This is a genomic window from Candidatus Anoxymicrobium japonicum, assembly GCA_002843005.1.
In the GTDB taxonomy this organism is placed as follows: Bacteria; Actinomycetota; Geothermincolia; order Fen-727; family Anoxymicrobiaceae; genus Anoxymicrobium; species Anoxymicrobium japonicum.
Genome location: PHEX01000006.1, coordinates 19046 through 37722, shown reverse-complemented (window position 1 = coordinate 37722; position 18677 = coordinate 19046). Strand labels below are relative to the sequence as shown.

Here is an 18677-nt window from a genome sequence, read left to right as displayed (position 1 = left end):
AGCGGTAGACGGCGCCCTGGTTGCGGTAGACGCTAAAGGTAGACGGTGCCTGACCCCTAACTTAACTTCTAACTTTTGCCAACGCGCTCGTACGCGAAGTCGAACGGGGTTTCGCCGGTAAGGAAACGATCCAGATCCTCTCCGTTGTACAGCTTGATCACTATCTGCCGAATCTTGGAGACCACCAGGTCGAGGAGCGCTTTGTTGACTGGCCTGTCGTAGAGATCCCCGAAGTCGAGCGGAACCCCGATGCGGCACCGCGCGCGCTTGTATATAACCGGTGAGTAACCGGATCCAATCCCGGAGTGCTTGATGAACTTATCGATCAAGGGACCTGGCACGGTAGGCAATCTTCGCTCAGATATTCCGATGACCGAGCATGGGATTACCGGCACTCGCACCTCGAGCGCGAGTTTCGCGAACTCCGTGTCGAACCCCCTGATCTTGTCGGACTTTCCGGGGTCAAGGATAGTGTCATCACCTTCGGGAAAAATCCCCACAATCTCGTTGTCCCCGAGCAGTTCGATTCCGCGGTCGAACCCGTCATTGGAACCCGTCCCGCCGGGAAGAGTCAGTGGAAACGCGCCGGCCCACTCGTGCAGTTGAGCGTAACCGGGGATTTTCCAGGACCACGGTTCCGCGCCAAAGTTGATGTACCGGTTGCGGACCGAGTAGGCGAGAATCATCGGGTCCAGGGTGGAGCGATGATTGCAGACTATCACGGCGCCGGTGTTATCAGGCACGTTTTTTTGCCCATCGATTTTCAGGCGCAACCGCAGTTTCATCATAGGACCGATGAAAAAGCGTAAAGTTTCATAGAAGAGCATCTGGTTAGCGTCCACCGGCGTCACTCCTTTTGAAGGCGCCGCCGCTGTGAAGCAGCGCTCCCGACCGGAAGACGGCCTCAATCCGCTCGACTGCTCTGATATCTTTTGTCGGGTCCGCGGAAAGCAACACGAGATCCGCGTGCTTCCCCGGTTCGATCGACCCCAGCTCGCTTTCCATGTCCAGGAGCCTGGCCGCGTTTATCGTAGCGGCGCGCAGGATATCGATGCGCGACATCTCGAACCGCTCCATGAGCTTCATCTCAACGGAAAGCATGCCCGGCCAGGACAACGGCACCCCTCCGTCATTGCCGCAACAGATGCGCGCGCCCGCTTTATAGAGAGAGTTGATGTTCGGGTTCTTCTTTCCGAAAGAGTTGATATACGGCTCGGGATCGAACAGCGACTTTGACAGGCGCGCCACGTCGGCTTTACCGTCCAGGTAGAGCTCTACCATCTTCGAGTTCGCTCGCTGAACTGCCGGCTCACAAAACGCCGGGGCCATCTGCCCGAGCACCTGGTCGCGTTCGGCCTGCATAGCGTTCACCACCGGATCGCTGAGCGCCGGGTGCCCTCTTCGCGCGATTCCGAGCGCCATGCCCACGGAGATTGTCGGGGTGAGATTGTGGTCTCCCGCCATGAAGCTCTCGATATCGGAGGACTCGAGGAAAGCGTCTATCGGCACATGCTCGAAGTCGTCCACGCCGAGGCGCGCCGCCCGCCGGAATCCCTCCAACTGCGACTGGTGGACGGCCACGCGCCGCCCCAGCCTGTGCGCCTCGTCCACAATCGCGCGCACCGAATCGTCGTCGAGGATCGGCAACGGCTTGTGACCGAAGAACAGCGAGCGGTCGTCAAAGAACATCTTGATGAAGCGAGCTCCCTGGTCTATAGCCTGTTGAACGGCAAGCCGCCCCGACTCAGGAGAGTCAACATAAAGCGAGGCGTCGCCGATCTTGCGAGAGAGGAAAGGTGGGAGCTGGTGAGAGAACTCAGGGTACCCGCCCCTGGGCTTGAGCGACGCCCCGCAACCAACCACTCGCGGCCCGAGCAACTCGAACCGCTCCACCGCCTGCGAGAGGTTGTTCAGTATTTGAGAGCATCCGCCCGCGTCCCTCACGGTTGTGACGCCGTGGATCGGGCACTCCTCGAGGTTGCGAACGGCCTGACGCTTGAGCGATAGCGCAACGTCAAAGCCCAGAAGCGCCGTGCCCGGCATTGTCGCGTGAACGTGGCAGTTGATCAGTCCCGGAATGACGAAAAGCCCGCCACAGTCGAAGGTGCGGTCGGCGCTGACCTTGTCCAGGTCTCGCGTGGCGACGATCTCTCTTATCTGTCCGTCTGAGAAGAGGATGCCGCGCTCCTTTAGAATCTGGCCTCTCTTCACGTCCAGCAGGTTCGCGCCTTTGAGAAAGACGGAGTGGCCACGCTCGGGTTTCCACTGGAAGGGGCTTTCCGGCGTGGAGAGATCTTTCATGACCGAGCGAACACGCGCAGCGAGGTAGCCCGCTCCGGCAATCCCCGCGAGCGCCGCGCCCTGCCCCGCGCGCCCCTCGAGACGTCCCCTTTTTCTGTCTGATGACACAGCGACCTCCATTCGCGTAGGCGACAGGACAATCATAGCGCAGAATCGGCGGTTGTTGTGAAAGGGGCTTTACAAATTTGAAGGGGATTGCTATTATTGGCAAGATATGATTATTAATACTATCCAGAATAGGATATTGTTAAAAGAGAAACAAGATAATAATATAATTCGCAACATGACAATCATTAGATTTGACATTAGACAAGCGATACTGTAAAAGGGTATTCCGCAAATTCCGATCAAAGTGAGGAAACCGTGAAAAGAATTCGTATCCTTTACATGGACGCCGCTAAAGACAGGGTGTTTCAGAAGGCGTTGGCCAGGCATGGCGAGATCTCTTTCGCGCGCGACGTAAATGGCGCCGTTGCTCTGATGGCGGATGGCGATTTTGAGTACTACTTCATAGACGCCGACGTCCCGCAGTCGCAAGCTTTTCTCGAGCATCTCAATCACGACCCGCAACTTCTGCCTCCGAGAGGTGTCGTCTTGTTGACCGAGAACGATGAAGAGGATTGCGAGGCGTGGGGCGTCGACACGTTTCTGACAAGGAGCACCGCGACAGACGATCTCCCGTACATTTTCTCGCATCTCAAAGGGGATCAATGTGAATCCGCTACGGTATTGAAACTCGCGTCCTTTAATCCCGTTGAAAGTGAGCCGGAACAGAAAAAGGGCGCGCCAGTGACCGCGTCCGTTGAAGCGTCATGCAACGTGGATGGCGGCGACGCGCGTGAGCTTCTAAAAGCGAGGCGCGAGGCCGATCCGGTGGACGACCGGTTCGTGGCGACTCCGAACCGTTTCAGTGGCGCCGCTTCACAGTCACGACCCGCGCGCGTCGCCCTGGCCGCGCTTCTTGTGCTTGTTCTCGGGGCATGGTTGTTTACGCAGGGCCCATTGAAGAGCGGATCCGCCGGGCCGAAGAGCCGGGCCGCGGATAGCAAGCGTGTAAATGCTGAAGCCGCTCCGAAAAATGAGTTCGGCGCCTTGAAAGGCTACGCCCCTAGCGCCGGCGCGACGGCCCCTGTCACGACACCGGCGCCGGCCGGCGAGCAACCGCAAACAGCGGCGGCGCAAACGGAGAACGTGAACGCCGCTGTGGCGCCAACTCCTACACCGACCCCAACACCGCCTATAGCCCCTGCGCCGGAACCGGTCGCCAATCGCGCGCCGTACGCCAGTATCAGCGGGCCCGGCACTGTCCAGAGAAACGCGCCGGCCAGCTACAGCGTCTCCTGCGGAGATCCCGACGGAGATTCAGTCACCGCCAGCTGGACATCACAGACGTTCACCTGGGGTTCGCCGGGAGGAAAGAGCATCACTGTCACTGTCACAGACAGCCACGGCGCTTCGCATATCGCATCAATGTCAGTTACTGTTATATAAGGAGAAAAGGAGCTGAAGAAGATCATGAGAAAGGCAGCATCAATTGGACTCGGGGCGTCACTACTCGTTGTGGCGTTGCTCATCAGCGGCGGCGCGCAGGCGTACCCCACGGGATACACGTCGGACAAGCTTGTGGCCTCTACGAGCTTGACTGTGTGGATGTCGCCGTCTGCGGAGAGTACGTCCATATTGTGAGGAAGACCTCGGACGGGGCGATACGCTACGTCCGCATGAGCCACTACGGGGATACCTACGATCGGGGGGTGAGGATAGACCTCTCGGGCACCGCGGTGGATTCCCGCCCCGCCATTGGCGCGCGCGCTGACGGTAACATCTACGTAGCCTACACAAGCAAGGATCCGCTGGACCAGGGGGCCCCGAATAACGAGCAGCTTTGCGTGCGCACGTCACCGGACAACGGCGCCACCTGGACGGCGGGATATCACGTGCGCACCAACGAAGCCCACAACCACGCAAACCCGCGCTTTGGCCGCTCGGATAACGGCAGCCTCCTCTTGACTTATGAGGATTACGCCTCCGGGCACTCCGAGGTCTACTTCCGGGAGGTGGCCGCCGGAGGCTGGTCGGGGGAGATTATCGCAAGCGAGGGTGACGCCACTCCGGGATACTGCCCTTCGGTTTGCGGCTTTGCCGCCAACGACTACGCGATCGCCTACCAGCAGGGCGACGGCAACAGCTCAATCATCAGAGTGGCGCGCTATCAGTCCGGCGCATGGACACGCGCGACTATCGTGGCCGCGGCGGCCGGGCACACCAACTCCTATCCCGATATTGTGACCTGGGCGGGCGACCGGCTCTGCGTGGTGTGGAATGACTTTGACGGCGCCAACAGCCAGGCGTGGGAGCGGCGGTTTGTCCTTGGTTCGTGGGTGGTGGCGCAAAAGCTGTACGACGCCAACGCCATGAGCCACTCCGGGGTGCGGGCGTGTACGGGCTCTGTCATAAAAGCGTGCCGCGCTTCCGCGACGGGGGTTTCCGCTGTTACCTCTGGAGCGGACACATCTCTCATGACAGGCATAGCCCCGTTTGTCTCTCCCCGGACGCTTGCCTGGGCATCAGATGGCACGAGATCTTACCTTGCCGTGGCCTCTGACACCGGGGCTTCCGGGCAGGTTTTTCTCAAGAGGACTGATCTTGTAGCGCCTGCGGGCACAATTCGGGTGAACGGCGCCGCCTCGACTGTCGGTGGGGATAACGTCTATGTGAAAGACAACTTCACGCTCTCGTTTCCTGACGTCCTTGACGACTGGAACGTGACCGGGACATATGGAAGCGACTTGTTCACAAACGGCGTTACGAGTATCCGCCTGAAGTACGCAAATGACCCGACTGCCGCTCCCGGGGAGTGGACAGATCTGCCGACTGACCCTGACATAAGCGCTGAGATAGCTAACGCTCCGTGGACATGTACGGCGAAAGTGGGAAGTGGCTTGCCCGAGGGCTTGTGGTTTCTCAAAGGCACTCTCACAGACACCGCGGGCAACACGTATGACGCGGTGAGCGGTCGTGTGGTGGTCGACACGAGCGTTCCGGTCACTTCCCTTGCCGTGAGCGGCACGGCAGGCTCAAATGGCTGGTTGCGCTCTGACGCGACCTGCACGCTCGATCCCGGGGATGAGAACCCTGGCTACACCGAGTACAGGCTCGAAAACACCACCACCGGACAGAAAGATTCTAACTGGACGCGGTACAAGGGCGCTTTCCATCTGGTTGAAGGCAAGTGGAAGGTCACCTACCGCTCGGTTGATAGGGTGGGGAACGTTGAAGGCTCTAAGATCAGCGTGGTGAATGTTGACACAACCGCCCCGGTGGCCTCGATCATGCGACCGGACAAAGGCGCCATCCAGACCGGCTACTACAAAGACGAGTCGTTCAGGATCACCGGGACCGGGACCGACTCCAACGGGCTCTCCTGGGCGGGGATTTATGTTGATGGCAAGAAGGAGTATGAGACGGCGAGAGAAGGAACCTTCAATATGGCGTACGTCTGGAAGCTCGCCGGGGTCAAGGAGGAAGCCAATCACGTCATCACGGTCAAGGTGAAGGATCGCGCCGGCAACGTGGGAGCGATCTCCAAGAACGTATACGTCGGCAATGTCGCAAAAGACTGGTACTTTGCCGAGGGCAACACTTTGCCTGAGTTCGATGAGTGGTTGTGCGTGCTCAACCCCGGGGACGAGCCCGCCAGGTACACCATCTCCTTCATGCTGGAAAACGGGGAGGTAAGGACGGCTGAGCGCTCCATGCTGGCGCACCAGCGGGACACCGTGAGGGTCAAGGATTACGTCTCTGACGTCCACGCCGGGGTCTCTGTGAAGATCCACTCTGACAGCCAGGCGGTTGTGGCCGAGCGGCCTATATATTTCCGGTACAAGCAGGGCATTGACGGGTACGACTGGAAGGGCGGACACAATGTTGTGGGGGTGAACACCCTCCAGAAGGATTGGTACTTCGCGGAAGGGACAACCAGATTCAACGACGGGGACGGCAACCAGTTCGAGCAGTGGCTCACAATTTTGAACCCGTCAGACAACCAGGCCGCTAACGTCAAGATAACCTACATGCTGGGAACAGGGCAGAACATCGAGAAGCTTTACCAGGTGGGGCCGCACTCGCGCTCCACTGTGGAAGTCGCAAAAGACATAGGCATCAATCAGGACGTCTCTACGCACGTCTCAAGCGATATTTCGGTGGCCGTAGAGCGGCCCATGTACTTCAACTACCATAACGGCGTGGCGTTCGAGGGAAGCAACGTCGTGGGGGCCACGGGGCCCTCTACGGAGTGGTCGTTTGCCGAGGGGTGTACCCGCGACGGCTACCAGGAGTGGATAACTATTCAGAATCCCAACAACGTGCCGGCGACGTGCAACCTCAAGTACTACGACGCTAAGGGCAAGGTCACCAGCAAAGAGCGCGTTGTGAAGCCGCTCTCGCGCGATACTGTAAACGTTCTTCACGACGTGGGAGACAATCAGGACGTCTCGATCGTTGTCACTTCCGACGTGCCGGTGATCTGTGAGCGTCCCATGTACTACATCTACGGCATGGACTCAGGAAAATACTGGAACGGGGGTGACTCAACCGTCGGGAACTCCGGCCCGTCCACTCAGTATTTCCTCGCGGAAGGGACAACCATATCCAACTTCGACACTTACTACACGCTCACAAACCCGGACAACGTCAAGGCGTGCAATGTCGTGATTGAGTATATCTTCGGGGACGGCACGAACCTGATCAAGGAGTACTCCCTGGCGCCACACGCCAGGACAACCATCAACGTCAGGGACGCGATTCAAAAGCAAGCGAATGTCAGCGGCGCCATTTGGTCCTCGTTCCCGATTGTGATCGAGCGGCCTATGTACTTCGATTACAACAACAATGGGACGACGGGTGGGCACGCCGTCGGCGGCTACGGCGTCGATTAACCAAGTGTGACGCATCACAGACAGGAATGTCTGTGCTACCCTACCAGGGGTCAGGCACCGTCTACCTCTCCGTCTACCCCGCGTAGTTGATTCCGACGGTGCCTGACCCCTCTACGCAGTAAAGGTAGACGGTGCCAGCCCCCTGGGTTGTTTCGTGTATAAAAGTGAGGAGTAATGTGGGTGTGTGCTACCCTGAGACCTTTTCATCTTAGGTGGTGGCGCGTCCGCGCGCCATGGGGGACTGACTCCAGTTGCATTTAGTGATATACTTACTCACAAGTAAGTTACTTAGGAGTAAGGTATGGCTTTTCTAGACCGGAAAACCGAACTGGATACGCTGGAGGATTTCTACAGAAGTCCCCGCGGAGAAATGGTGGCACTCTACGGACGGCGCCGGGTCGGAAAGACAAGCCTGCTGCGGGAGTTCGCTAGAGGCAAGCCGCACATCTTCTTCACCGCGGACGCAAACATCGAGAAAGAACAGGTCGGGGCGTTCGCGAGGCTTCTCGAGGAGTTCATGCCTGAAGAGGGCCCGCTCGGCAGGCTCGAAACGTGGCCCGACGCGCTCGGCTTCCTGTTGCCCAGGCTTAGAGCAAGAAGTGAGAAGACGGTGATCGTCTTAGACGAGTTCTCTGAGATAACCCGCCAGAATAAAGCGGTACCGTCGGTGCTCAGGAGGCTCTGGGACGAAACCGGGGAGGGCGCCGGGATAATGCTCTTGCTGTGCGGATCTCTCGTTGGTGAAATGCGCAGGCTACAGATGGGCGAGGAGCCGCTCTACGGCCGCTTCACCGGGCGAATAAACCTGCGCCCGTTCATTTTCCCGGAGATGTCGCTTTTCTTCCCGACAAGGGACTTCAAAGAAAGGCTCGAGACGTATGCGGTGCTCGGTGGAATGCCGATGTATCTTTCGATAGGGAACAAAGCCTCAGGCATCTGGCGGATCATCGAAGATGAAATACTCAACCCTTCACGGATTCTTTACGAGGAGATTCCGTACATTTTGGGCCAGGAGCTCAGGGACCCCGCGCTTTATATGGCCATCCTGTCCTCCATCGCCCGCGGTCCGACAAGGCCGGCAAAGATAGCGGCTCACACCGGCATCAAAGCGGATACCGTGAGCGCTTATCTTCACAGGCTCGAGCGCATGGATATAGTCAATCGGGACTTTCCGGTAACCGACAAGAGCCCTGAGAAGTCACGGAGGGTTTCCTATTCCATCAAGGACAATTTCGTCCGGTTCTGGTTGCGCTATGTCTATCCCTATAAGTATCTCGTGGAAAGCGGAGACAGGGATTCACTGCTCTCGATAATCAAAAGGGATTTTGAAGCGTATGTTGGCATGACGGCGGAGGAGATTACGCGTGAGGCCGTGAGAATAGCCAACAGGGATGACGTGTTCCCGGTTCGCTTCTCGAAGATCGGACGCTACTGGGACAAGAACCAGGAGATAGACATCTGTGGGGTTAGCGAGGACGGCAAAGCGTTTTTGTGGGGCGAGTGCCGCTGGAGGCGCACCAAGATGAGCGCTGAGGATCTGGGGCGCCTCAGAGACAAGGTGGCGACGGTCGGGGTAGACCGTGAGGCGAAGAGCACTTACCTCCTGTGCTCGAGATCCGGATTCACAAAGGGGCTAGAGAGTCGAGCAAGCGACGAAGACGTGATCTTGTGGGATGCTGAGATGCTTGACGAGCTTCTCAGTTGATCGAAATGCTCGGTCGGCGGGTACGGGAAACGCAACTATTCGGACCTGACCTCAGTTCCGCGCTCCATTTGCGGGAAGCTCTTGAGCGCCTTGTTGAGCGTGGCGCGCTTGTTCGACTGCAGGGCGAGTGTCGCGTCGCCTGATATGCCGCAGTAATAGAACTCCCCCGCGGCCTCGTAGAGGTAGGATTTCGGCGTGCCGCCGATCTTCCTCAAGCCGCGCGTGAAGCGGCCCTCGAGCAGCTTCACGTAGTCGTCGAAGAACTCCTGAGAATCGATCTCCGTGTCCCAGACGGTCATGTTGGGCATGACGTAATTCTTTCCCGTGCCCTGATAGTACTGGATGGTGTTGCCGCCCCACCCTCCGGGAACTTCCCTCGCGCTCATCATGTCCGCGAGCTCCTCGAACCACACCTGCATATCGAACTCGCCAAGGGTGTCGCTGTCGATGCGTTTCCATCCCTTGCCGAGAGGGCCGGCGAGATCGGGAAGATCCACGGCGCGCGGGGCGTCGTTGCCGCTCAGGTACTTTTCCGGGTGCATGATCTGCTCGGAGGACATGGGCGGGCTCGCGTATGCCCTGTCTATCGCCTGCTCGCCACCGGACTCCTTTATCTTCTGCGCGAATGCGAGTCCCTGCTCGTACGGGAAGAGAAGGCCGCGCTTGATGTACGGCGGGGCGCGGTCGAGCTCCCTGGACGAGACGTTCGCGGACTCCTGCTGTATTCCCAGGAGGTCTGAAACGTTCATGTACGTTTTGGCGTAAGTGAACATCGTGTCCATGGCGTCGCCCTCGACGAGCGACTCGACGGCGAGGTCGTTGTCGCCGTTGTAGGCGTCGTCATCGAGCGGCGGCCTGTCGAGGCCGAAGTTCTCATCCGCCAGCGCGTGTGTCAATTCGTGTGAAAGAGTGATCTCGTCGGTGGCGTTGCCCAGGCCCTTGTTCGCGATGATCGTTATTTTCTTGATTTTGGCGTCATACGAGCCGGCGATCTGTTCGGTTAGAACCGCGGTCAGGATTTCTTGGAGGTTCTCGGCCTGCTTCATGAGGCCGAGCGCTTTCAAGATTTTCTCAGCGCCGATGATCTCATCGCTTGACTCGTCTTCGGCAAAGTGTAGAGTGATCATGTAACGGATTGCCGCCTCCGAGAATTCGACAAGCGGCACTTCTTTCTTCAACCGCAGGCCGCGGATTTGCGATGTGCGCTCTGAAATCAGGTTGAACTTTGCCGAGTGGACAGGCTTGCCGCAACTGTCGATATCAACTTCGACTTTGTGGCGCAGCAACTGGTTCAGCGTGAAAGGCTTGAACGAGAGGGTGAATCTGTCGTCCCCGGTTGTCGTCGTGTCTCTGCCGGTGCCGACCGTGTAGTACGCCGTGATGACGGTGGCGCCCATGATTATGAAAAAGACCATGAGCCCCAGCATGAAAAGCCCTTTTCGCAATTCGAAGCGCCTCCTGTTTCGCGGCTGCCATGTTTTCTTGTGGCGTTGCTGGGTATAATAAAACATAGTGACACAAGCGCGAGGAGAATTGTGACCGAAACGGCTGGCGCGCGCCACAACGCGCGAAATCATCGTAAGACATGGAACGGGTTTTCGGCAACGATAACCGCATGTGTTGTCTCTATCATGCTTTGCGCTGTTTTTTTTCCTGCCGGCTGTAACAGGAGCGCCGCGATCAAAAATTACGTTGCACTTGCCGACGAGATTCTTTTCAACGCTAATGCCAGTGAAACCGAGCTCAAGAAGTTCTGGACGCTTCCTGTATCCGAGCAGGGAGGCATTGTCCCGGCGCTTGCGCAGTACCGCGACACGCTCGCGGAATCCCAGGAAAAACTGGACGTGACCGATTCTCCTGATCCGTGCAGGCCGTTGGATGACCTGCTTGGCAAGGTCGTAGCCGCCGGCAGGACCCTCGCGGATATAACCACCCAGTTCGCGGATTATCTGGAGTCGCTGGCGCCGCCGGCAAGGGAAGCCGCGGAGATCGTCGGACTTATGCAGGCGCTTGACAAGAGCCAGGATGTCCCGTCGTCGGTCGCGGGTCTGGCGGAGAGGGCGAGAAAACTTGGCGACTCGTTAAGGACGGTGACGCCGCCCGCGAGTCTCCAGCAGACGTATCAGAAGTTTCAGGAGTTCGTTGAGACGCTTGTTAAAAACCTGGACGAAGCGAACAAGAAGCTTGGCGGTGTGAATGAAGGCGCGCAGATGGAGGACGAGGAGGATGCCGACAATGCCCAGAACAAGCGGCAGATCAGTTCGATTGAGCAGTACGTGGACGAAGTAGTTGAGGAGTGGGGCCGTACGAACGGCGAATTAAACGCGTTGCTCGATCAGGCCAGAGAAACGACCGGTTTGAAACAGAAGACGACCGAAGTGGAAAGCTACGTGGTTCAGGCTGTCGAACAGATAAAGACGCTCAAGAAGACGCCCTAGCCAGGTCAGGGGTCAGGCACCGTCTACCTCTCCGTCTACCTTTACTGCCAGACCCCGTTGAACCGACTGCGCGGGGTAGACGGAGAGGTAGACGGTGCCTGACCCCTTTTTTTAGCTGGCCAGAGCGCGGAGTTTTTCCGTTGTTTCTTTTATCAGCCATTCAGGGGTGGAAGCGCCGCCGGTTACGCCTGCCGAGGCGACTCCCTCCAGCCACTCAGGATCGATCTCCGACGCGTTCTCGATCAGGTGGGTCGGTACGGCCGCCGCTTCGCACTTCTCGACAAGTTGCGAGGTGTTGCTCGAGTTCCTGCCGCCGACCACTATCATGACGTCAACCCGCCCGGCCAGCTCAGACGCTTCCTCCTGGCGGCGGGTGACCGAAGCGCAAATCGTATCCATCACGGTGATCTCATCAAAGACCGGCGCCAGCACGGCCCGCACGGCGCTCAGCAGGTCGCGTGAGATGGTGGTCTGGCAAACGATGCCTACCGGCGCCGGACGATCAGTTTCGATTTCAGCCCATAGCGCCGCTTCATTCGCGGTCTGAAGAACAGCAACCGGGCCACCCGCGCGCCCGACGATGGAGCGCACCTCGGGGTGGCTCGCGGCGCCAAGCACCACGACCCGGTGGCCTGTCTCGAGCAGTCTGCGAGTGGCTTGCTGCGCGCGCTTGACGGTCGGGCACGTGGCGTCCACGAGGACGGCGCCCAGCTCCTGGAGCTTCTGTTCGGTCGCGGTGTCAATCCCGTGCGAGCGTATCACCACGTTGTGCCCCCTCAAGTCGGGAAGGCGTGCGTCGTCAGGGTCGATGACCTCGAGACCGAGCGTGCCGAGCCTGCGTACGACCTCGGGGTTGTGAATGAGCGGCCCGACTGAGAACGTCCGGCCGCCCTTCTCGAGGAGAATTTTCTCCGCTATCTTGAACGCCCTGTCCACGCCCGGGCAGAAAGACGAGTCCCGTGTGACCTCAATGTTTATCGCCATATGTTCAAGATAAAGCATAGAGCGCTCAAAGAATAGTGGAGCGCCGCATGGAGCGTAGCGCCGCCGCGCAACTTTCCTTGCGGCGCCCGCTCGCTTTCTGTGATACTTGAGTTGGAATTTCAAACAGCAACGGGAGGATGATGCAGGTGTCTCTGCCGCTCGAAGGTATGCGCGTGCTCGACCTTACACGGTTGCTCCCCGGGCCCTATTGCACGCAGCTGCTGGCCGACATGGGGGCCGACGTGATCAAGGTGGAGGATCCCGCCGGAGGAGATTCCCTGCGCTCAAATCCGCCTGTAACCAAGTCGGGCATGAGCATTCATTTTCACGTGCTCAACCGGAACAAGCGGAGCATCGCGCTCGATCTCAAGCGCGCCGACGGCCGCGAGTTGCTGATGGAGCTGGCGGGAACATGGGCAAACGTGCTTGTCGAGCAGTTCCGCCCGGGCGTCATGGATTCACTTCAGCTTGGATATGAGATGGTCAGGGAAGCCAACCCGGGCATTATTTACTGCTCGATCACCGGCTACGGCCAGGACGGCCCGTACCGCGACGCGGCCGGACACGACATCAACTACCTGGGCTACGCCGGAGTTCTGGGGGCGACCGGTCCCGCCGGCGGAGCGCCAACCCTTCCCGGCGTCCAGATCGCGGATCTCGGCGGCGGTGGCATGTCGGGCGCGCTTTCAATCCTCATAGCGTACACGCACATGATGAGGACCGGCGAAGGCCAGCATGTGGACGTCTCGATGATGGACGGGAGCATCTCCTGGCTTTCCATCAACACGGGCGAGGTTCTCACGACCGGCCAGGCGCCGGCGCGCGGCTCGCAACTTCTGTGGGGAGCGACCCCGTGCTATAACGTGTACGAGGCGGCCGACGGGTATATGGCCCTCGGCGCTATCGAGGGAAAGTTCTGGAGGAGGCTGTGCGAGGCGCTCGGGCGCCCCGAGTACGCCGACGAGCAATTTTCGCCCGACAGGTTCGACGAGATGTTCGCGTGGCTGCGCGAAACTTTCAAGCGGAAGACCCGTGCCGGGTGGATGGAACTGCTGGGCCGCGAGAATGTCTGCGTCAGCCCGATACTCGACCTGGACGAGGTTCTCGATGACCCGCATGTAAAGCACCGCGAAATGATTCCGGAGGTAGACGACGAGAAGCTTGGCAGGATGAAGACGCTCGGCATCCCATTCAAGTTCTCGGAGACGCCAGGCGAGATACGGACGTCGGCGCCGGCGCTGGGAGAGCACACCGACGAGGTGCTGAAGATGATTGGACGCCAGACCGACGAAATCGCGAGGCTCAAGGCTGAAGGCGTCGCCCGATAGACGCTTGCGCTACACAGGAGAGGAATAGCAGTTGAAAGACTCGACTGAAAAGATGTTGGAGATGCTGGGGGCCGAGAACGCGGAAACAGCCGTGCACGCTTACCTCTACGGGCGATACATCCCTCATTACCTGTACCAGATGGCAAAGAACACCCCGCTTGTCCAGAAAAAGCCTGAAGAGGAGATTCCCCCCGAGGTCGAGGAGATACTCGAGATTCTCGCAAGCAAAGTATTGCGAGAGATCCTTACCGTCGAGACCTCGACTTACCACGGCAAGATCGTACCGCTCGAGCTCGCGGAAGGCCTCGTGACGATCCAGGAAGATATCGACATCAGGAACATCTCCGAGTCGATAATCCCGTACCCGATCGCTCGTGATATCGTGCTTAAGAACCCGGATAATATTGCGGTGCTCGATTGCGCGTGCCGCCATTTGCAGGATAACCCGTGTCTCCCGCTTGACGTATGCCTCATAGTTGGAGACCCGGTCGCGTCATTCGCGGTGGAACACGGCGTCTCAAACGCTCGGAAGATCACACAGCCCGAGGCGCTCGAGATACTGCGCGCGGAGCACAAGCGCGGGCACGTGCACGCCGCCTACTTCAAGGACGTCGTCGGGGGGCGCTTCTACGCTATATGCAACTGCTGCTCGTGCTGCTGCCTGGGGATGCAGTCGTGGAACAAGATGCGCCTGCCGATGGTGTGCGCGAGCGGCTACCGCGCTCGAGTCGCCGGGGAGTGCACAGGTTGCGGCGACTGCGCCGAGAAATGCCCGTTCTTCGCCATCGAGGTGGACGATGACGCCGCCGTGGTGGACAGCGAGAAATGCATGGGCTGCGGCGTTTGCGAAGGCGCCTGCGAGGCCGGGGCGATACGCCTGGCGCTCGACCCGTCCAAAGGCGAGCCGCTTGACATAAAAGCGCTGATTTCATGGTCAAATAAAGGAGAAAGATAGAAAAACGCAACATTGGGGGTCAGGCCCCCCGTGTTGCGTTTTTGCACGTTATTTGAAGTGAAGGCCATCGACTAGGAGAAAAGTGATTTGAGGATGACAAAAGAAAAGCCGGTTGACGTGAAGCCTTCACGCGTGAGCGGAAAAGGCTTGATCCTGGCGTGATAGCTTCTGTCGTCAACGAAATTTCGGAGTTTTATATCGATATTCAAGGAACCGGCGTTTATGATGAATGCAAGATTCGCATAAGAGGCGCCCGCTTCAAAGGGAAGAGCGCTTGAGAAAGGAGGAGTGAATGTACTTTGCCGCGTCGAACACAATGATGAAGATCGCCCTTATTTCCAGTGTGGCGATTTTCTGGCTTTACTGCGCTTTTTCAGCAGCGGATCTCGCGCGCTCAAACGGTGGGAGCTACCAGCTCTGGCAGTTAATAGGATTACTGACAGGTCCGCTCGGGCTGGTATTCGCGTGGCTGTATTTCAAAGTTACCGGAGAGCGCCATCTTCGCATCCGGAGCGGCGAGGATCACCAGTACGACATGCCCGAGATTATCCGGTGTCCCAATTGCGGCCAGTCAGTCCCTTCGGCGTATGAGATATGCCAGTTTTGCAAAAAGCCGCTTCACAAGCGTCGCTAAACGGCTTTTCGAATACCAGGATGGATTGATATGTCGCTTAAGATTCTTCATACCGCCGACGTGCATCTCGGCGCGAAATTCTTGAGCCTGGGGCGCAAGGGAGAGGAGATGAGAACCCGGCTGCTCGAGGTTTTCGACGATACGGTGGATCTTGCTATCCGGGAGCGGGTCAACCTGTTTCTCATCGCGGGAGACCTCTTTGACTCAGACCGAGTTTCCACATCGCTCATAGACAGGGTGGCCCGCGGGCTTCAAAATCTGCTGGACGCGGACATCCCGGTTCTCGTGTCGCCCGGCACGCATGACCCCTACGGCGAGCACTCTATATGGCGAGCCGACGGGCTTGCCGCGATCGAAAACCTCACTGTGTTCAAGAGCGAGGAGATGCTTCCAGTGAGATTTCCTGAGCTCGATTGCACGGTTTACGGCAATGCCAACGTCAAACCGTTCGCGAACAGGTACCCGCTTGCCGACCTGCGTCCGTGCGACGACAGCAGGTGGCGCATCGGGATGCTTCACGCCAGCTTTGAGATACCTGATGTCACCGACGACACATACGTCGCCACCAGTGCCCACATTGAGAAGTGCGGCATGGACTACGTCGCGCTTGGCCACTACCACTCGCTCTCCGATCGTTCGGCGGGCGACGTCGCGGCTTTCTACTCCGGGAGCCCCGAAATGATCAAGATGCGGAAAGGCGAGTTCGGCCACGTGCTGCTGGTGAATTTCGACCGTGACGCCACCCGCGCGCAGCCGGTCAAGCTCGGCAAATGCGCTTACGAGGAGTTGACAATCAAGGCAGAGGACATGGGAGTGGCCGGGCTCACATCGATGATCGAGTCACTGGCGGATCCGGACAAGGCGCTGCACGTTTTCATAGAGGGGGTGCGCCGTCTCGACTACCCGGATATCGGCAAGCTTATCGACTCGGTGTCAGAGATGTTCTTTCACGTGCTGCTCACAGACCGCTCCTGTGCGGCGCCTTCGAGTCTTCAGCCCGACAGTTATCCTGAAGGTTCTCCCGCGAGGCTTTACCTGGAAGTTTTGCGGGAGAAGCTCATCGGGGCGTCGGATGCCGAAAGAGATGAGATCGTCGACGCTATGCAGGTCGGGCTCTCGATGCTCGCGGACGGTGATGCGACATGCGTTTGAGAAGGCTGAGGATGATAAACTTTCGTCGTTTCTCAGACGTCGAGATCGTCCTGTCGCCGGGCCTGAACTTGATCAGAGGCCCGAACGAATCAGGCAAGTCGACGATTGTGAGAGCGCTCATAGCCGCTTTTTTTGAGAAGCCCTCCACAAAGGGCATAAGTGGAAGGCAGGACGCGCGCTGGGGCTCGGAAACATTGCCGAAAATAGAGCTTGACTTCACTGACGACGACGGCGAGTACAGGCTCGTCAAAAATTTCGATTCAAAGAAGGTTTCTCTGGAGTTGCCCGGCGAAGCCACGGCTCTCGGCAGTCCGAAAGCGGCCGATTCGAGGATGGCGGAGATTCTTGGCTTTCGCGACTCCTCGCGGTATCTGCGGACGGCCTGCATTACTCAAGATCAGATGGTCAACCAGGGAAAGGAGTTTTCCGCGTCCAGAAAGCTTGCGGCCATGCTCCGCGAGGTGGTGATCGGCAGCCGCGAGAGCGCACTGGTGGAGCGCGCGATGCGCGGGCTGTCCGCCGAGGTCGATGAACTCAAAAGAGGGATCGAACGTCCGACCAATAATCCGGGTACGATCAAGCGCCTCCAGGAGGAACACGAGACGTACCTGATCAAGCAAAAAGACCTGGCTGACAGCGTAGCCGAGGAGAAAAAGCAAAGGGATAGGCTTGCCGAGGTCGAGCGGTTGATCGAGGAGAAAGCCAGCAGGCTGGCGGATCTATCCCAACTGCTTGACAAGAACCGTCGGCTTATGGAAGCGGAGGCGCGCGTGGAGGATTTGCGCGAAAGGTTTGAGGCCGCCGACAGGGCCATGGAAATAGCCGCCAGGCTCGAGGGCATCGACAGAGAAGTAGAGAACGAATTCCCCGGCTTCCGTGGAGTAGAGCCCGCCGCCGCGGTCGAGTTGCGAAAAGTGATTGACGTGCGCGAATCGCTTGCCGGGCTTCATGAGAAGGAGCTCGAGGAGCGTTCAGCCGCGCCCGTCGCCGCGTTGCGCTCGAGGCGTTCGGGCGTGATCGCTCTGGCTGCCGGGCTACTTTTGATAGCGGTGAGCGCCGCGCTCGGAAGTGCGATCCATGCCGTCTGGTTCACGATTGCGGCGCCAGGCGTTCTGCTGGCGGCGGTAGGCGTTTATTTTCTCACGGCGACAACAAGATACCCCCCTGACAAGGGGGGCAAGGGGGGTTATGTCCCCCCTGACAAGGGGGGCGAGGGGGGTTATGTCCCAACCCTCTCCACTGGTTACAGTGAGCCACCCGAACGCGCCAGGGCCGAGGTCCACAGACTTGAAATCCGCGAGCGCGAGTTTCTGGAGTCGGTGGGATGCGATGATCCAGAGACGTTCTTCGCGCGCTTCGACAGATATCGCGAGTTGTTGGCGGAACGCAAAGAGGGGTCCGCGGGTCTGAGCGCGCTTCTGGGACAACGCCCGATCGATCAGTGTGAGGATGATCGGCGCCGGGCGCTTTTGGACACGTCCGTCGCAACAGAGAATATTCGTGAGCTCGATCCGTACAGGCTTGATCCGGAGAAGCTTGAAACCGTTGGCCGCGAGCGCAACGAACTTGTGGGAGACATCAAAGGGCTCGAGACCGAGCGTGGCGCGCTTTTTCTCTATCTCGAGAAGTCCGCGTCCGATCAGCAGGATTCCGTGGAGATCGAAGAAATTGTAACGTGGCTCTCACAGGCTTCGCTGTCCGCGAAACGACGCTTGCGCGTGTACACAATGGCGCTGGACGCGATGAAACAGGCGTCGGAGCAGATGTTCTCGTCGGCGATTCCCATTCTTGCCGCGAGCATCGGACGCACGTTCTCCCTGTTGACCGATGGGCGGTACGACCGTGTCGAGGTCAACTGTAGTGACCTGGCAATATCAATTTACTCGCCGGAGAAAGAGGAAAATATTTCCGGTGATGAGTTGCTTGCCACATTGAGCAAGGGAACCGCGAGCCAGTTGTACCTGTCCGCGAGGCTCGAACTGGTCGATCTTCTTTCGGGAGGGCGCAAGCCGCCCCTGATTTTCGACGACTCGTTTTCGTATTTCGACGAGCGCCGGCTCGCGTTGCTCTGGGAGGTTCTCGAGGGTGTGGCGGCCGACCAGCAGGTGCTGGTACTGACCTGCACGGATCGTTATGATGAGCTCGCGAGCGGAGCGAATATAATAGACCTGCCATGAACACGTAGAGAGGTAAACCCCTGGTTGCGGTAGACGCAGCGGTAGACGGTGCCTGACCCCTGACCC

Annotated in this window: 14 protein-coding genes; 9 read left to right on the top strand and 5 right to left on the bottom strand. The window is 58.6% G+C overall.

Features of this window, described 5'->3' with window-relative positions:
• Positions 1 to 68 precede the first annotated feature (68 nt).
• The gene (locus tag CVT63_01230; GenBank protein PKQ28759.1) at positions 69 to 842 is read right to left on the bottom strand and encodes a hypothetical protein; all 774 of its coding nucleotides are present in this window, start codon (positions 840 to 842) and stop codon (positions 69 to 71) included.
• Positions 832 to 2445 carry a hypothetical protein gene (locus tag CVT63_01225; GenBank protein PKQ28758.1) on the bottom strand — a complete coding sequence of 538 codons (1614 nt, stop codon included), beginning with the start codon at positions 2443 to 2445 and terminating at the stop codon, positions 832 to 834. The genes CVT63_01230 and CVT63_01225 overlap by 11 nt, the downstream gene beginning before the upstream one ends.
• A 219-nt stretch (positions 2446 to 2664) precedes the next feature.
• Between CVT63_01225 and CVT63_01220 the strand changes: the two genes are divergently transcribed.
• The 3 genes from CVT63_01220 to CVT63_01210 all read left to right on the top strand — a co-directional run bounded on the left by CVT63_01220 (position 2665) and on the right by CVT63_01210 (position 8943).
• Entirely contained in the window at positions 2665 to 3792 is a 1128-nt protein-coding gene (locus tag CVT63_01220) for a hypothetical protein (GenBank protein ID PKQ28757.1), read from the top strand.
• Positions 3793 to 3983: 191 nt separating this feature from the next.
• The gene (locus CVT63_01215; protein PKQ28756.1) at positions 3984 to 7238 is read left to right on the top strand and encodes a hypothetical protein; all 3255 of its coding nucleotides are present in this window, start codon (positions 3984 to 3986) and stop codon (positions 7236 to 7238) included.
• 301 nt (positions 7239 to 7539) lie between these two features.
• Positions 7540 to 8943, top strand: coding sequence for a hypothetical protein (locus tag CVT63_01210; GenBank protein ID PKQ28755.1), 1404 nt, complete (start codon positions 7540 to 7542; stop codon positions 8941 to 8943).
• A 35-nt stretch (positions 8944 to 8978) separates the two neighbouring features.
• On the opposite strand, the gene CVT63_01205 is transcribed toward CVT63_01210, so the two are convergent.
• Positions 8979 to 10388 (bottom strand): hypothetical protein, encoded by a 1410-nt coding sequence (locus CVT63_01205; protein PKQ28754.1) that lies wholly within the window; start codon positions 10386 to 10388, stop codon positions 8979 to 8981.
• A 90-nt stretch (positions 10389 to 10478) separates the two neighbouring features.
• Here CVT63_01205 and CVT63_01200 point away from each other — a divergent pair, with 90 nt between their 5' ends.
• Positions 10479 to 11381 carry a hypothetical protein gene (locus tag CVT63_01200; GenBank protein ID PKQ28753.1) on the top strand — a complete coding sequence of 301 codons (903 nt, stop codon included), beginning with the start codon at positions 10479 to 10481 and terminating at the stop codon, positions 11379 to 11381.
• Between the two features lie 111 nt (positions 11382 to 11492).
• Here the strand turns inward: CVT63_01200 and ispH are convergent, their stop codons facing one another.
• Positions 11493 to 12383, bottom strand: a complete 891-nt coding sequence (gene ispH, locus CVT63_01195) for a 4-hydroxy-3-methylbut-2-enyl diphosphate reductase (protein ID PKQ28752.1) — start codon at positions 12381 to 12383, stop codon at positions 11493 to 11495.
• Positions 12384 to 12511: 128 nt separating this feature from the next.
• On the opposite strand from ispH, the gene CVT63_01190 reads away from it, so the two are divergent.
• Both CVT63_01190 and CVT63_01185 read left to right on the top strand, forming a co-directional pair.
• The gene (locus tag CVT63_01190; GenBank protein PKQ28760.1) at positions 12512 to 13693 is read left to right on the top strand and encodes a CoA transferase; all 1182 of its coding nucleotides are present in this window, start codon (positions 12512 to 12514) and stop codon (positions 13691 to 13693) included.
• A gap of 31 nt (positions 13694 to 13724) precedes the next feature.
• On the top strand, positions 13725 to 14648 hold the full coding sequence (locus CVT63_01185; protein PKQ28751.1) for a 4Fe-4S ferredoxin: 924 nt from the start codon (positions 13725 to 13727) through the stop codon (positions 14646 to 14648).
• A gap of 71 nt (positions 14649 to 14719) precedes the next feature.
• Here CVT63_01185 and CVT63_01180 read toward each other — a convergent pair whose 3' ends face one another.
• Positions 14720 to 14965 carry a hypothetical protein gene (locus CVT63_01180; GenBank protein PKQ28750.1) on the bottom strand — a complete coding sequence of 82 codons (246 nt, stop codon included), beginning with the start codon at positions 14963 to 14965 and terminating at the stop codon, positions 14720 to 14722.
• Here CVT63_01180 and CVT63_01175 point away from each other — a divergent pair.
• Genes CVT63_01175 through CVT63_01165 form a run of 3 tightly spaced genes read left to right on the top strand, consistent with a single transcriptional unit; the run spans position 14941 to position 18611 of the window.
• Positions 14941 to 15282 (top strand): hypothetical protein, encoded by a 342-nt coding sequence (locus CVT63_01175; GenBank protein ID PKQ28749.1) that lies wholly within the window; start codon positions 14941 to 14943, stop codon positions 15280 to 15282. The two genes, CVT63_01180 and CVT63_01175, sit on opposite strands and share 25 nt — an antisense overlap.
• A gap of 30 nt (positions 15283 to 15312) precedes the next feature.
• Positions 15313 to 16434 carry a hypothetical protein gene (locus CVT63_01170; GenBank protein ID PKQ28748.1) on the top strand — a complete coding sequence of 374 codons (1122 nt, stop codon included), beginning with the start codon at positions 15313 to 15315 and terminating at the stop codon, positions 16432 to 16434.
• A complete protein-coding gene (locus CVT63_01165; protein ID PKQ28747.1) occupies positions 16425 to 18611 on the top strand; it encodes a hypothetical protein in 2187 nt (728 codons plus the stop codon). Before CVT63_01170 ends, CVT63_01165 begins: the two co-directional genes overlap by 10 nt.
• The last annotated feature ends 66 nt before the right edge of the window (positions 18612 to 18677 follow it).

Excerpts from the sequence above, each read along its gene's own strand:
- CVT63_01225 (PKQ28758.1), bottom strand. The coding sequence starts at position 2,445 with ATGATTGTCCTGTCGCCTACGCGAATGGAGGTCGCTGTGTCATCAGAC.
- CVT63_01210 (PKQ28755.1), top strand. The coding sequence starts at position 7,540 with ATGGCTTTTCTAGACCGGAAAACCGAACTGGATACGCTGGAGGATTTC.
- ispH (PKQ28752.1), bottom strand. The coding sequence starts at position 12,383 with ATGCTTTATCTTGAACATATGGCGATAAACATTGAGGTCACACGGGAC.
- CVT63_01175 (PKQ28749.1), top strand. The coding sequence starts at position 14,941 with ATGTACTTTGCCGCGTCGAACACAATGATGAAGATCGCCCTTATTTCC.
- CVT63_01170 (PKQ28748.1), top strand. The coding sequence starts at position 15,313 with ATGTCGCTTAAGATTCTTCATACCGCCGACGTGCATCTCGGCGCGAAA.
- CVT63_01165 (PKQ28747.1), top strand. The coding sequence starts at position 16,425 with ATGCGTTTGAGAAGGCTGAGGATGATAAACTTTCGTCGTTTCTCAGAC.